This is a genomic window from Brenneria sp. L4-2C (assembly GCF_040240335.1).
Lineage (GTDB): Bacteria > Pseudomonadota > Gammaproteobacteria > Enterobacterales > Enterobacteriaceae > Brenneria.
Genome location: NZ_JBEIAC010000014.1, coordinates 78,404 through 92,869, shown reverse-complemented (window position 1 = coordinate 92,869; position 14,466 = coordinate 78,404). Strand labels below are relative to the sequence as shown.

At 43.3% G+C, this 14,466-nt stretch carries 12 protein-coding genes and 2 pseudogenes; 5 read left to right on the top strand and 9 right to left on the bottom strand.

Annotated features, from left to right (window positions below; all coding sequences use genetic code 11):
- Nucleotides 1-74: 74 nt before the first annotated feature.
- From ABRZ26_RS18150 to ABRZ26_RS18120, 7 genes and pseudogenes are all read right to left on the bottom strand, one after another.
- A complete protein-coding gene (locus tag ABRZ26_RS18150) occupies nucleotides 75-461 on the bottom strand; it encodes a hypothetical protein (protein WP_319605535.1) in 387 nt (128 codons plus the stop codon).
- On the bottom strand, nucleotides 443-1,756 hold the full coding sequence (locus tag ABRZ26_RS18145; RefSeq protein ID WP_319605534.1) for a phosphatase PAP2/dual specificity phosphatase family protein: 1,314 nt from the start codon (nucleotides 1,754-1,756) through the stop codon (nucleotides 443-445). Before ABRZ26_RS18145 ends, ABRZ26_RS18150 begins: the two co-directional genes overlap by 19 nt.
- Nucleotides 1,749-3,512, bottom strand: coding sequence for a bifunctional alpha/beta hydrolase/class I SAM-dependent methyltransferase (locus ABRZ26_RS18140; RefSeq protein WP_319605533.1), 1,764 nt, complete (start codon nucleotides 3,510-3,512; stop codon nucleotides 1,749-1,751). The genes ABRZ26_RS18145 and ABRZ26_RS18140 overlap by 8 nt, the downstream gene beginning before the upstream one ends.
- Complete coding sequence (locus tag ABRZ26_RS18135) at nucleotides 3,512-4,141, bottom strand: lysophospholipid acyltransferase family protein (RefSeq protein ID WP_319605532.1); 630 nt, start codon at nucleotides 4,139-4,141, stop codon at nucleotides 3,512-3,514. The genes ABRZ26_RS18140 and ABRZ26_RS18135 overlap by 1 nt, the downstream gene beginning before the upstream one ends.
- A 9-nt stretch (nucleotides 4,142-4,150) precedes the next feature.
- Complete coding sequence (locus tag ABRZ26_RS18130; RefSeq protein WP_319605531.1) at nucleotides 4,151-5,080, bottom strand: phosphatidate cytidylyltransferase; 930 nt, start codon at nucleotides 5,078-5,080, stop codon at nucleotides 4,151-4,153.
- Entirely contained in the window at nucleotides 5,073-5,675 is a 603-nt protein-coding gene (locus tag ABRZ26_RS18125) for a CDP-alcohol phosphatidyltransferase family protein (protein WP_319605561.1), read from the bottom strand. The genes ABRZ26_RS18130 and ABRZ26_RS18125 overlap by 8 nt, the downstream gene beginning before the upstream one ends.
- A gap of 498 nt (nucleotides 5,676-6,173) precedes the next feature.
- Nucleotides 6,174-6,319, bottom strand: a pseudogene (locus ABRZ26_RS18120) (Arm DNA-binding domain-containing protein); the annotation flags it as partial.
- A 403-nt stretch (nucleotides 6,320-6,722) separates the two neighbouring features.
- Between ABRZ26_RS18120 and ABRZ26_RS18115 the strand changes: the two are divergent.
- Both ABRZ26_RS18115 and ABRZ26_RS18110 read left to right on the top strand, forming a co-directional pair.
- A complete protein-coding gene (locus tag ABRZ26_RS18115) occupies nucleotides 6,723-7,214 on the top strand; it encodes a YhfG family protein (protein ID WP_319605530.1) in 492 nt (163 codons plus the stop codon).
- Nucleotides 7,207-7,791, top strand: a complete 585-nt coding sequence (locus ABRZ26_RS18110) for a Fic/DOC family protein (protein ID WP_319605529.1) — start codon at nucleotides 7,207-7,209, stop codon at nucleotides 7,789-7,791. Before ABRZ26_RS18115 ends, ABRZ26_RS18110 begins: the two co-directional genes overlap by 8 nt.
- A gap of 179 nt (nucleotides 7,792-7,970) precedes the next feature.
- On the opposite strand, the pseudogene ABRZ26_RS18105 reads toward ABRZ26_RS18110, so the two are convergent.
- Nucleotides 7,971-8,453: pseudogene (locus ABRZ26_RS18105) on the bottom strand (winged helix-turn-helix domain-containing protein); the annotation flags it as partial.
- Nucleotides 8,454-9,552: 1,099 nt separating this feature from the next.
- Between ABRZ26_RS18105 and ABRZ26_RS18100 the strand changes: the two are divergent.
- From ABRZ26_RS18100 to ABRZ26_RS18090, 3 genes are read left to right on the top strand one after another with little or no spacing between them, the layout of a single operon-like run.
- Nucleotides 9,553-11,088, top strand: a complete 1,536-nt coding sequence (locus ABRZ26_RS18100) for a recombinase family protein (protein ID WP_131489554.1) — start codon at nucleotides 9,553-9,555, stop codon at nucleotides 11,086-11,088.
- Complete coding sequence (locus ABRZ26_RS18095; RefSeq protein WP_042927645.1) at nucleotides 11,089-11,961, top strand: ParB N-terminal domain-containing protein; 873 nt, start codon at nucleotides 11,089-11,091, stop codon at nucleotides 11,959-11,961.
- An 8-nt stretch (nucleotides 11,962-11,969) separates the two neighbouring features.
- A complete protein-coding gene (locus ABRZ26_RS18090; RefSeq protein ID WP_009652943.1) occupies nucleotides 11,970-12,842 on the top strand; it encodes a plasmid partitioning protein RepB C-terminal domain-containing protein in 873 nt (290 codons plus the stop codon).
- A 3-nt stretch (nucleotides 12,843-12,845) separates the two neighbouring features.
- On the opposite strand, the gene ABRZ26_RS18085 is transcribed toward ABRZ26_RS18090, so the two are convergent.
- Nucleotides 12,846-14,450 carry a TIGR04141 family sporadically distributed protein gene (locus ABRZ26_RS18085; RefSeq protein ID WP_001737750.1) on the bottom strand — a complete coding sequence of 535 codons (1,605 nt, stop codon included), beginning with the start codon at nucleotides 14,448-14,450 and terminating at the stop codon, nucleotides 12,846-12,848.
- Nucleotides 14,451-14,466: the final 16 nt, after the last annotated feature.

Sequence of the window (14,466 nt, the reverse complement as noted above, 5' to 3'; positions counted from 1 at the left end):
GCACCCTCCTGGAACACAATCAATCCCGATTAATAATGATGCATAACGTCGCTTTTAAGCGCGGGATAGCCATACTAAGACGGATATAACAACGTGATTAATGCGACCGCCCACAACGCAAGCGTGGCAAACATCGCCCGGCGAAATAACCGGCGCGCGCCCAGCCAACGTTCCGCCAGCGTACGCGTTTTATCCTGTTTCATCGGCCATAAATAGGCCATTCCCTCGTCAAATGAAGCGAGGTCGCCTTCATTATCCAGCAACAAAAAAAGCCGCTCATCAAGCCACAAGCGCCAGCAAAAATAATGGCTAATGAAAAACAGAATCAACAACAATACGCTTTGCAGGGAATATGCCGAATTAAAGGCGATGCCTAAAGGCGGCAGCGTCAGGAATGCGAAGTAACGCCAACTTGAAAGATGGATCTGCATGATACGGTTCGTCAGCGCGATGTTCGGCATAAAGTTTCCTGCAATTGTTCCAGCACAGCAAGATGGGCTGGCGTTAACACTACCTGCGGACGCCGAGTTCTTATCAGCTCAACGGCCTGCTTAACGTTGGCGACTTTCCCCTGGGCCAGCAACCAGGCCGCGACGACAACCGCGCTACGTGATAAGCCGAGCGCGCAACAAACCAGAACAGTATCGTGCGTTTGTCGCAAGCGGCCAAGTTTTGCCAGCGCATGCAAAATGCTTCGCGCATCAGGCGCCGCTAAATCCATTAACGGATACGCGCACCAGGGATGGCGAGTCCCTTGATGAAACTCAGCCGTCAAATCCAGGATGGCGCTTTGCTGCACCGCAGCCTCAGGGAAACCGCCGAGATAGAGCCCGTCGCAAATCGCAGACGTTTTAGGGATGGTGCGAGAAAACCAGCGCATGGATAATCTGGCGCCCGCTAAATAAGGCCACAACAGGATCCGGGCGGAAAGCGATAATTTCCCTTGCGCGTTTTTTTGGAAAACCGCAACGCCTAATCCCGCATAACCGGCAGCGACCAGAAACAGTGATATCGCCGGCCATAACAATATCTCGCCATAAGGTATGATGAAGCCGGCAAGCAGAAGCATAACGCCGCCGCCCGCATATTTTAAAGACAGGCGGACAGAGTGAGAGGATGGGCGCCGCCAGCGCCATTTCCCCGCGATCGGAATGGCGTAGCTAATCAAAACCGCCGCGATAAAACCGCTGAATACGTCGATAAAATGGTGTTGCCATGTGGTTAGCACAGACGCCGCGATCAGTAAAAACCAGCCTCCCGCCACTATTCTTGCATTTCTGCTCAAATGCTGACGAAAACGTAACCACAGCAGCCAGGTGAGAATAATATGTAATGACGGCGCCTGATTGTAAGGCAGGTCGAATTGCTCCAACTGACGAAACAGCCAACCGAATATCCCTTCGGTTTCCGGGCGAACAAAAGTGAATTTCAAAGGGAATAATAAAAAAACGGCGCAGGCGGTCAGCGATGCCGCCAGCAACCGGTAGCCGTGACGCGTCAGTTCCTGCTTTGAAGTACAAATAAACAGTGAAATGCCATACAGAATATCGATACTCCAGTAAGGCACGATGGTCCACGGAATAAACGGAATCGCATGTTCCCAGCTAAAGACGATCCAGCCGACATCCTGCCTCGTCGCCGTGAATTGGTTGACCTGCCCGTAGGTCAGAAAAAACAGCGGCCCCAGCAATAGCAGCCAGCATAGCCCCTGTTTCCAGAGGCTGAATGGATTTCGTGAGATTGCCGACTCAGTCATGCCGTTTTCTCACCGCCAGCGACACGGTAAATATCCCGTACTCGTCAATAAGCTGTCCGCACTTTTCAAAACCGGCCTGCTCCACCAGCGTATCCAGCTCTTTCTGGCTGCGAACCCGCATCATCCAGGGAATGCCGTTCTGGTGGCTGGTTAAGGTATAAGCGATGGTTTTTAACTGCGGATGCCAGGGCTGCCCGGTGTAAACCAATACGCCGCCCGGAGGAATCGCCGCCGCAAGCCCGGCCAAAGAAGTTCTAAGTAAGTCATTATCCGGGAACAGCTCATACAGGCCGGAAACAATCCCCAACGTCGGGACCGGATCAATTGACGCCAGAGAGTCATAGTCGAAAGCATTGCCAGTCTTGAACTGCGCAATCCCGCTCAGCCCCCGCGCTTCAATCATGGCCTGACCTTTCGCCACATTCAGTTCGCTGTAATCGCGCAGCAGAATACATTCAATATCGGACTGTTGTTCCAGCGCATCCAACACATAGCGGCCATGCCCGGCGGCGATATCGACAACGCGAATCGGCATATTTTTTTCGCGCAATGTCGCCAAAGCCCGTTGGATCATCTGCTGTATATGAACTTTACGTAGCCGAATGCCGCGCCAGCCGATACTGTTAAGATAATTACGGTCAATGACGCGTCCAAGGAAGCCCTTGCCTTCCGGTTCGTTGCGATAGACATAATCAAGCGTGCTGCCGGAATCAAAGCCGGTATCATAGCCCAGTTGCATCCCTGCCGAGCGCCGGCCGAGGGTGTTCATCGCATAGCTCAACGCGGAGTAGTACAGCCCTTCCGGCGAGAGTGATTTCGGCGGCGCCTGTAATTCACGATAGGCGTCGGCGCTTGGGCTCCAGCGATCTTCATGGCGGTAATCAAATGCGTAAACTTCGCTGCCGTAAAGTCGCGAGATAAAATCCTTCATCTTATCGAAAGCAATACGGCGGTCTTTCTCGCCCAACGTATCATGGTAGAAACCCGGTAAAATATGCTGTTCTTTTATCGCGCTGCGCAACCCTGCATAAAATTGCTTTTGCGGTTTAGCATGTACCACGAAGTCATCGCCGGAAATAAGCAGTTGGGTAGGCAACGTTATCGCTGAAGAATCCGACACAATACGTTCAGCGGTTTTATAGAGATCCAGCAAAATATTGACGGCGATTTGGCGCGTGATTAATTCATCCTGTTCAAAGCTGGCGATACGCGCTGGATCGTGACTGAGAAACTTCCCTTTCACGTAAGAGTTTACATAAAACAGGCCGCGTATCCGCTGCAATAATCCCAAACCGGCTCGAGCGAAAGGGACATAGAGTTTGACCTTAAACGCCGGCGACGCCAGCACCATGCCCCGAATTTTGGGCGCATAATCATGAACCCAGGCGGCAACCAGCACCGCCCCCACGCTTTGTGCAATGACGATGATATCTTCGCTGCCTACATTGGCATCCGCCGCCGCAAAGCGTACGAACTCATCGACATCCCGCACGGATCGCGCCAGGCTGGGGCTGTAGCCGCGATCGCCGGGAGACTTTCCATGTCCGCGCGCATCCCAGGCATAAAAATGCGTGTCCGGCATGTTTAGTTCATCGACGACATGCTGTAGCCGCCCGGAATGCTCATGCCCGCGATGAAACAACACGATCACTTTACGGCTATCGCTTTCCATCGCGGGCCAATGACGAAAATATAGCGATATATCGTCACTGGTTAAGAATGTCCCTTCCTGAAATAAACGCGTTTCCTGACTCATCATATTTTCCTTGTGGCATGTTGTTGTAATGCAAGAAAGCGGTTTAATAACTTATCTTTAAAAGACGCTTTGTCGGCGTTGAAAAATAACGGGTCATCAATGTAAATATCGATAAAAAACGGTACCGGTATTTTTTGGCCTTTCCCCATCGAACGATCCAACCCATGCATATAGACGGGAATGATAGGGACTTCAGGGCATTGCTGACTTAAATGCCAGATACCTGACTTAATATCCGAGAGTTTTCCCGGTTCGCCACGGGTTCCCTCGGGAAATAGAATGATTATTTTATTTTCAGCTAATGCATCCACACAGGATTGCAAGGGATTCGCCTGATGAGCGCCACGATAAACAGGAATGATGCCGATAACTTTAAGGGCGAACCAGGCAATCAGTTTATTCTTCAGAAAATAATCGGCCGCGGCCACAGGCTGCACATTAACAAGGGTAGACAGAGGAAACAGCGTAAATAATGTCAGCACATCCAGATGGCTATTGTGGTTCGCCACAATAATCGCCGGACCACCGACCGGTAGTTTTTTTCTATTGGAAATGGAAACCCCAAGCCAAATCCATACCACGGGATAAGCGATACATAAGGTAAACAGCCAGCGCAGCATCCGGTTCATCAGCGCTCCTTAGACATAGAAATAATAATAAAAGTGGAAAAATAGCGGCGCGGTATAAATCAGCGAGTCCAGACGATCCAAAATACCGCCATGACCGGGCAGCAGTTTGCCGGAATCTTTGACGCCGAAATCCCGCTTGATGGCGGACATCACCACATCGCCGCAAAATCCGCTTAAGCCGATAAGCATGCCCGCGCCTAATGAATGCGCCCAGTCCATCTGCGTGAGCATCGGCCCCAGTAAGGTCGCCAGAAGCGTTGTGGTGCATACCCCGCCGAGCAGTCCCGCCAGCGTTTTATTGGGGCTGACTTTCGGCGTAACCTTGATTCTGCCCAGCGACTTCCCCCACAGATACTGAGCGATATCATTTATCTCGGTCAGAACAACGAGGAAAATAACCAGCAGCGCGCCTGCTTTAACCGCCTCTCCCGGCAACGCCAGCAAAAAAGCGACGTGGCTTAATGCGAAGACGGTCGTCATCATGCCCCAGTGCATAATCGACGCCGAATGCAAAAAACCTTTGGTATCGCCAATGATCACCATTCGAGCGGGTAAAAATAAAAAGACATAAATAGGAATAAAGATAATAAACATGCCGTACCAGGACATGCCTATCCAGATGTACTGCAATGGAATAGCGGCATACATCCATAGCAAGGGGACATTATCCGAACGCCGCGTGGGGGCCAACGTTAAATATTCTTTTAAGGATAAGAAACTGATAAATCCGAAGAAGGTCAGCGCCAGCCATTTTGGCGACAGCATCGCCAGAGAAAACAGACAAACAATCACCCACCAACTGTTGATGCGCTGCTGCAACTCAAGCCAGTCACGTTGAGGTCGACATTTTTTCAATATGAATATCGTGATTGTCGCCAGTACCAGGACACTGAAAATGCCGCCCAGACAATAATATAAAGCTTGCGCGCTATCAGACATGCTCCGCCTCCAATGCGCTACGGCAACGGTTGATGCAGGTCCAAACCAATAATACCGCGGCAATAATAAACACAGCATTGGCAACAGCCACATACTGCGGCCATAAAGCAATCCCCAGACCTAACGCCCCGAACAGAAATGCACGATCGCTTTTGCCGAGCGGGCCTCGATAGTTTCTTTGACGCGTTAACGTTTGCGTGATGACGCCGCAAAATTCAGTCAGCCAGGAGAGCAAAACAACCAAAACCACCAACCAGGGCCATACCCCTGCCAGGAAAGCGAAAGCAAGGTAAAGCGCGGCATCTGAAATAATATCGCCTACTTCATTAAGCATCGCGCCTAAGGTTGTCTGTTGGTTAAACTCTCTCGCCAGCATGCCATCAATCGCGTTGAGCGCCATACGGAAAAATAAATAAATCGGCAGAGAAATAAAAAAGAAAGGCACGGGGAATAACATCAACAATCCCCCCAAAATCACCGATATCAACATCGCCAGCAGCGTCACCTGATTTGCTGATACCCCCCAACGATGCAGTTTGACGACTATCGGTCTTAATAGGTTTTGAAATTTAGGCTTAATCTCATATAACGTCACTTGACGGCTCCTGTCGTTTTTTAAAGTAATGCATCCCTGAATGGGTTCAGAATCAATGTTGCATGAGTACAACTGATATTACTTAAAAAAGATTGGTATGGAAAAGCTTCCGCCGCTGTAAAAATAGATCTATCGAGTATGAATCTCGGATGAATCTTTTTGGATGCGTTTTTCGGTTCTCATATTAAAGGGTTGTCATCCAGTGTATCCAGTAACGAATCTTACTCGCAAACAATGATTTCCGACTTACTTTGGTGAAACCGTTCGAAAACGCTGTGGATAAATAAGAATAAATGCGGTGATGTGGATCAATTTTTTGCGGGATGGGCTGAGAAACATAATCCGTCGTGAATGTTGATTTTAATCGACAGACTACGCCTTGGATTATACGCACTACGGCTCTAAAAGCTAACACGACGCAGCTATTGAGAGCCTTCAAAAAAACGCACGCCCTTAACCGTCGCAGACCATGAATACCCGGTCAAAGCGCTGAGCACGTTTTTCTTTACCTGCGATACGGTATTTCATGCGCCAGCTTTTAGTGCCGTTTGGGAACACCTCCAGATACATGCCCCACCATCCGCTAACTTGTAGGGTTTATCTTTAGGCTTGGCAGTCTCGACTTGTCTGGCATTGAGCTTCATCCGGGGGTATCTCCTCTAGACCGAACACGACATGCCCCCATTGACACCCCCAAATCACCGTAGATTTCAGACAATAGTAGTCAAACGCAACACCATAAATAATTGTTTTTAATAAATATATTTAGTTATTAAAAATTCATTTATACACATCGGCGCTTGAGCCCCGTTAAAGTGGATACAAAATCTCAAGTAGGCAATATGACGCTTCCCCAATAAAATTATTTTTCTAAAAACTGTTCACCCTCTTCACCTTGTATTTTTTATCTTTATTTTTAGCGAGTTAAGTGGTGAGCAGCCAATGAACAGGTGATGAGTAACTCACCACCCTTGCAGGTAAGGTACGCCCAGGCCGTGATTGTGGTACTCTTTATCGCATATATATGCGGATTAAAGGTGAAAGCACATGCGATATGAAATGGCGGTACTCGCGGCTCTGGTACAAGAGGATTCCCCTAATACGCACTCTATCGTAACCGCTACAGGTATCTCTGAAAGAAAAGTACAGGAAGTGTTAAGCACGCTCCAGTCAACGATGGATATCAGCATTACTCGTGTAAAAAGTGGCAAACGGCAAGCCCTGTCTATCTCGTCATGGGGTGTGTTCGGTGACGGGGAACGGCTGGTTGAGAAACTTAAAAATACCGACCTGTTGATATTCAAGCAACATCGGAAAATAGCGCCAAAAACGTTGCCAAACAAAACGCGCTCCCCACGTATGGTGACACTGGAAGAAAAGCGCGATTACTACAATCAGGTGAAACTCAAAAACTACCGGGACAGTATGCGTCTTGAAGGATTCAGCGTTGAGGATACGCCGCTTCCCGCAGACAAACAGGAAAGGGAAGCGCTGAGAAAAAACCTGATTGCCATGTATAAGGCGAGTGGTTATGTCTGATAAATACGGCTCAGGGCAAGATCCTTACACCTACCCCGATAGCGATGTTCTGATAAACAAGCTCGGCATCAACGATAACAGTAAATTCGACTATGCGGAGCGTCAGTTATCCGAACTGGCCGTTCTCGATATTGAATTTGAAGAACCACCTTACGACCTGCATTACTGGTGCAGGCTGCATGGGAAAATATTCGGGGATTTATTCGATTGGGCAGGAGAAATACGGCATATCGATATTTCTAAAGGCCAGACACGTTTTTGCACCGTATCCCGTATTGCAATTGAAGCCAATAAAATTTTTACACAGCTATCCAATAATGATTTTTTACAAGGCCTTGAGTGTCCGGCTCTGATAACTCAGTTAGCAGAATACTATTCAGATTTGAATGTAATTCACCCGTTTCGGGAAGGTAATGGACGTTCTCAGCGTTTATTGTTCGAGCATATAATTATCAACTGTGGCTATGGTGTCTCTTTTGAAAAGATCGGCGTTCAAGAATGGTTAGCGGCTAACGTGGCCGGATACCACGGCAATACTCGGCCATTAGCCGATATTTTTGAGAAAAGTATTCTTTGACCTCCCAATAAAAAGATTTTTCACAAAACTGATCACCCTCTTCACCACGGATTTTTATTTTTACTAATCAATAAATTAATGGGTGATGAGTCGGTGAACAGGTGATGAGTAACTCGTCACCCTTTGACGTTTTTTGGCGTAAAAAAACCGGCCGGAGCCGGTTGTATCGTTGCTGGCGTCTATCTCGCCACCTCACACTTGGGCAGCCAGTCGGCATCCGATTCATCTTTCAGCTCAAGGTTAGTCTGTCTGCCCTGTTTGGTTCTGCCCTTGAGGTACACCTGCCCGTATTCCGACATCATATTAGGCAGCACCTTGCCAAAAGCCGTCAGACTGATGGGTTTTTGATGGCCGTGTGACTCCATAAACGACAGGTAGGCGTGGTACAGGTATTTTCGCGGGTTACGCGGCGTGATGTTAGCGTTGTTGATGGTCTCTGCCGTGGTGTTGTCCTCCCCGGCCAGCATAGTGGCAATTTCGGCCAGAATACGCGCCTGTTTATCCGCGTTGTTCCCTGCCGCACGGGTCAGCCAGCGCCAGAAGTGCGGGGCGTTGTCGGCAAGGTTTTCCCCGGCCTTAAACGGCGTGTAGTCCACGTCGTTGACGGTATGCAGCCAGTGCTCGCGGCGATGGGGTTTAAACGCCCCGCTGACGGTATCGAAGGTGGAGCGTAGCGACATCCGCAGTTAGCAGTTAGCAGTTAGCAGTTAGCAGTTAGCAGTTAGCAGTTAGCAGTTAGCCCTTCACAGGGATGAACGAGCCATATGTGATCCCCTCACGGGAATGATGATGCCTTGTCATGGCCTCTTATCAGGTAGCCGTTGTGATCCGGTGGCTGAAACCGGGGCAGAGCCGGATTCTTTCCCGATCCGGTTAGTCTTCCCAACATTAACGCCTGTTTATTCGCTGCAACGTCATCGCGACGTGTTGCATCATGGAGCGCAGCACGAAGCGCGAGCCACATTGACAAGGGGTCTGGGAAAAGATTAGATACGCTGGCGACGTCATCGGCTTCAAGTTGTTGGTGGAACGATGCGACGGTTCACACTTTGTACGTGTTTGAGCCTGGAAACGACACGCCGCTATGAGTTAATATCCCAATTGCCACTATTAACCACAGCGGCAACTGTTACTGAAAGAATCACTGAGAAAAAGATCGCATATTGAGAGAGAAAACCTCTTCAATTGATTGATTTATAATGATTTTAATGTGATGGTGCGATAATAGGAATGAAACCTAACCCACAAACTACTGATAAAGATGAATATTTAATGTTTCGAATAATCACATGCCCCCAATAATGCCCCCACTATCACCGAAGCTCAAAAACACGCATAACATATGCACCAATGCCCCTATCATCTCGAATCTGGTTTTGGGCGAGCTTGTAGCTAATGGTATGCCATTTAGTAGAAACATCTGGTCCGTTTAGAATTGAAGCACTTCAAGCTATAGCTATACCTCTACACTTCAAAGAAGATGAAATACGCCAGCGCTCTTCAAGTCCTATAGATTCTTCTTGCGATATCACTCTATGTACGTATGTCCTCTGATTGCCGAGGCAAGATACTTCAATAGTTTTCTGGCAACTCAAAAGCGAGCACTCAAAATCCCCTGCAAAAGCTTTTTGCCATTACCTTGATGATTTAATGAAGGTAAGAACCTTATAGCTTCAAAAGGGATAAAGAGGTTGAAATTGCTTAAAAAATGATCAATTTTGTTGGGGGTTTGTTCGCTTTTGACTGGTCGGAGAAAGTGTAATGGGTGATGAAAGTCAGAAAAATCATAAAATTAGAGTCGCTCAGTATCTGAGGATGTCCACAGACCATCAACAATTCTCAATCGACAATCAGGCTCTTTATCTAAAAAAATATGCAGAAGATCACAATATGGTGATTGTAGAAACTTATGATGATGAAGGTAAAAGCGGAGTCTCCGCTTCAGGTAGAAAAAACTTCAACAGACTAATAGAAGATGTCGTTACAGGAAGAGTAAAAATAGAAGCTGTTCTTGTTTATGATGTCAGTCGATTTGGTCGATGGCAAGATAATGATGAGGCAGGGCATTATAGTTATCTACTGAAATATCATGGGGTTAGGATTATTTATTGTGCTGAGAACTTACCAGATGAATCGCCTGAAATCCAAATGCTTACACTTCCTGCTCTTAGATATGCTGCTGGAGCTTTCAGTAGGAATCTTTCAGTAAAAGTTTTTGCGGGACACGTAAACCTTGTTAAAAGGGGATACTATCAGGGAGGAATACCAGGATATGGATTAAGAAGAAAGTTAATTGATAATAACAATAGACCAAAAATGATACTTTGTCCTGGTGAAAGAAAGAGCTTGCAAACTGACCGAGTAGTTCTTACCCCTGGTACAAAAAAAGAAATAAAGCTGGTAAAAAAGATATTTAATATGTTTATTTTTGATGGATTAAATGAATATCTTATCGCAACAAAACTAAACAGAGAGGGGTATGCATATAGTGATAAAACAGAATGGAACAGGAGCAGAATACATTCAATTCTAATTAATATTCGCTACACAGGGAAATACACTTATAATCGTACTTCACAGAAATTGAACGCCCAAAGAATTCAGAATCCACAAGAAGAGTGGATCGAATATGATTCATTTTTCAAGCCTATAATTTCACCAGAGAAATTTAGATTAGCTAAAGAAATCATTGATAATCGTTCAAAAAAAATGACCAATGAAGAAATACTTAATTTTTTGAAAAAAGTTCTCATTAAACATGGTAAAATTTCAGGTTTTATTATCGATGAAGATGATAATGGTCCGTCGAGTAGTGTCGTAGCAAGTCGTTTTGGTGGGCTTTTGAATGCCTATAAACTCATCAATTACACACCAGAAAGAGATTATCGATTTATAGAAATAAACTCAGCCTTAAGGGTTAAACATGCCGACACTATTAAGACAATATGCAAGGAAATTACAAATAGTGAAGTAACAATATCTGAAAACAAACTCATTACGATCAATAAAAGCTTAACCTTTACCATAATACTTGCACGCTGTAGAAAAACCTCTACAGATAAATGCAGATGGATTGTGAGATTAGACAGAAGCATTAATTCTGACATCAACATAATTGTAAGGATGAATAGTCTTAATAGCGTCCCCCTTGATTACTATATCCTCCCTTCTATTGATTCATTTGAAAATGAATTAAACCTAAAAGAAAATAACAGCCTTCTCTTTGAGATGTATCGATTCGACGATATCAACATATTTTTTAAAATGCTTTCGACCAATAAAAAGGAAGTAGCTTAAATGAAAGATGATCAAATCCACATGATTAAGATATCCGACATAAAAGTAGTCATCCCACGTTCACGAAATAAACTTCGACATTCGGAAATTACTGAAAGTATCGACACAAGTGGACTGAGAAAGCCAATAACCGTACGTCGAATCGTGGACAAAAAGTATCAATTCGCTTTAATTTGTGGTCAAGGAAGGCTCGAATCATTGACAGCTTTAGGAGAAGAATTAACACCAGCAATCGTACTTGATATAGATGAAAACAAAGCCTACATAATGAGTCTGGTTGAAAATATGGCAAGAGTAGTTCCTCGTGCTGGTGAACAGTTCCAACGTATAAAGGAAATGACAGAGCAAGGATTAACCAATAAGGAAATATCTAACTCGACTGGATTATCATTACACTGGATAACAAGTCTGACAATGCTTATCAGTAAAGGTGAAAATAAATTATTATCCGCTGTAGAATCAGGAAGCATACCTATCTCGCTTGCTGTTGAGATTGCAAGAGTCGATTTTGAAGGTGGTCAGGAATTGTTAATTAAAGCATTTGATAAAGGTCTAATAAAACACAAAGATGTAGGAAAAATACGTGAAATACTTGACTCACGAGATGAAGGCTTGAAAGGATACCTAAATAATAACTTTGGGATAACAAAGAAAAAGAAAAAAATGACTACAGATGAATTAAAAAAAATCTATCAAGATAACATTTCTCAGCACAGAAAGATTAAAAACAAAGCAGAATACGTTGAGATGAATTTGTTGATAGCAAATCAAATCTTTAAAGAACTTGTCAATGATGAAGAGTTTTTACGGATATTAGATGAAGAAAGCCTAAATGAAGTAGTAAATATTATATTTAAAAACACGACCAATTGAGGTGCAAAATGATTAAATATTGCTTTAGTGAAAAAACAATCACTTTCAAATTATCTGATCTTGTTCATACTAAAAAGCTGCCTACTAACTTCAAAAATAGTAAAAAATATTCCCAGATCAAAAGCACCATATCAGCGTTGGGACTTGTTGAACCGATATTAATTTACATCGATCAAAGTGATAAAACTGCTAAAATAATCGATGGACACCTTAGAGTCGAAGCACTAAAAGATATTGGGGAAGATAAAGCAAACTGCCTAATTTCAACTACATATGATACTTATACACCGAACAAAAAAGTTAACCGTATAACAATTATACAAATACAGAGAATGCTGAAAGAAGCTGTAAGAGTGGGAGTTCCTGAAGAAATGTTATGTACATCACTAAATATAAGTATAGATTCTCTAAGAACCAACATGTCCGTATTGAAAGGGATATGCCCTCAAGTAGTTGATTTATTTAATGATAAAGATATTCCCATAAATACTTTTAGAGTTTTAAAAAGAATGGTTCCTTTCAGACAAATAGAATGTGCTAATTTAATGATAAGGTTTGATAATTACTCAAAACTTTTTGCTGAGTCTCTATATCATAGTTCCTCCCCTGAGTTGTTAATTGACAAAACTAAAAATAATATAGATACAAAAACTGGTAATAGAAAAGCTATTGAACGACTTGAGAAAGAAATGGCTCAGGTTCATTTTGACACGCAATCAATACAAGAGAGTTATGGCTCAAATAGCTTGAAACTGACAATTCTCATTTCTCACATTAAAAAACTTCTTGAGAACCCTAAAATATTTCACTGGCTCCTTAGGAACAAAAATGAATACCTTAATGAACTGACTAAAATCTCTGACATTGATAAATTAAATTGAATCTTATTTTTTTTGGGGTTTACAAATTTTCTTTTTATAAATTGTGGGGTCTACATCTATCTTGCAGATCCTAACTTCGTATCCGAAATTAGAAATAGTTTTATTAAAATTCTTCAAATTTATCTTAGAAAACAAAGGCAAGTCATCTGGGAGGTTTTTACTTGTGGCAATCGCGAAAACTATTTTGTATTTCTGAGCCTCTGGCCTTAATGTATGGTCAGCTAATTTTATATGCGCTGGCAATTTTTCATTAAGCTTCCATCGAAATTCAGAATCGCTTATGAAAAGTTCAGAGCTTATAAATCCTTGTGAAAATAGATGGCTCATGCTTTGCGCACCGCTATAATATTTCACATGAATAAAATCAGTTGCACCTCTAATAATATCGCAAAATTCAATTTTACTTCGCCCACCACCATGATATATGAACTTTTGATCCATATGAGTAAAGCTTTGATCAGCAAGACAAGTTTCTTTATTGTATTGCTCTTCTCTTTTATAAGAATAAATCGGGAATTTGTCGGCTTCCTCATACAGCTTAATTCGTTTAATTTCATTATCAATGGTGGAAACAAACTTTCTATCAGCCACGTACCAAATTGAATCTCTCAGGATATAGTTTTGATCACCTTCCTTTATCTCAGCATACAGACATCTATAAAGAGACCATTTTTTTAAAGACTGATAATCTGCATCTAAAACATGCAAACTGCTTCCTTTGAGATCATTTAAAGTAATTTCAATCTTTTTGCTTTCAAAATACTCACAAATATGACTAACCGACAAACTTTCATAAATCATGCTTCTTTGCCGCTTCTCAAAACAATAGCCTATCTGATTCTCCCAATCTACAATTTCAGGTTCACCCAGCCATATGTCATTAAAATCTTTTGCTTTTATTAAATCGACCAGAATTGAATCAAGTATCTCAACTTCTGCTTCATCTGCCTCTTTTATATTATTAACCCATTCAAACTCTTCAGGGAGAGGCTGAGAATAAATGGAGTCTATTTTATTTAACAACTCCGGGATGGATTTCAGGTCAATATCAGGCATAATTACAAATGCATCTTTACCCGTTATTTTATTACCTAAAACATCTTCAGTGGAAGTCCCTGTCAGAGTGGTTAGTATATCCATCTCGGAATCAATTTTAAGGTTAAAAATATCAACCTCTTTACTACTTTGACTACGAGTTAATAGATTTGTTTCATTATGGCTGCCTTTATCCAAACTACGAATTTTGTTATGTTCAATACAATTAAGTGTAGTTTTAAGACCAAAACCTTTGACAATACTATTATCATTAATTAAGTGATGCCCTGTCCCGAAAGGAATTAGATATCTTGAATTATTCATTTCAACAACCAAGACTGCACCAGTGCTACTATTTTTCCCGAAGAAATTATGATCCAATTCTGGCTTTTGGCTTGTAAATAAAGTTGTCCACTCAGGAGGCTTGGGATCTAAGAATTGTTTTGCATACAAATACACCCTAGCCTCATCTATGTTGAACTCAATCGGATTTCTCACTCTCTCCAAATTCAAAACTTTTTCAATATCATCATTGAATCTTTTTGCTTTATATATTGAGAGTTTAATCTTCATTTCATTCCATCCTGAA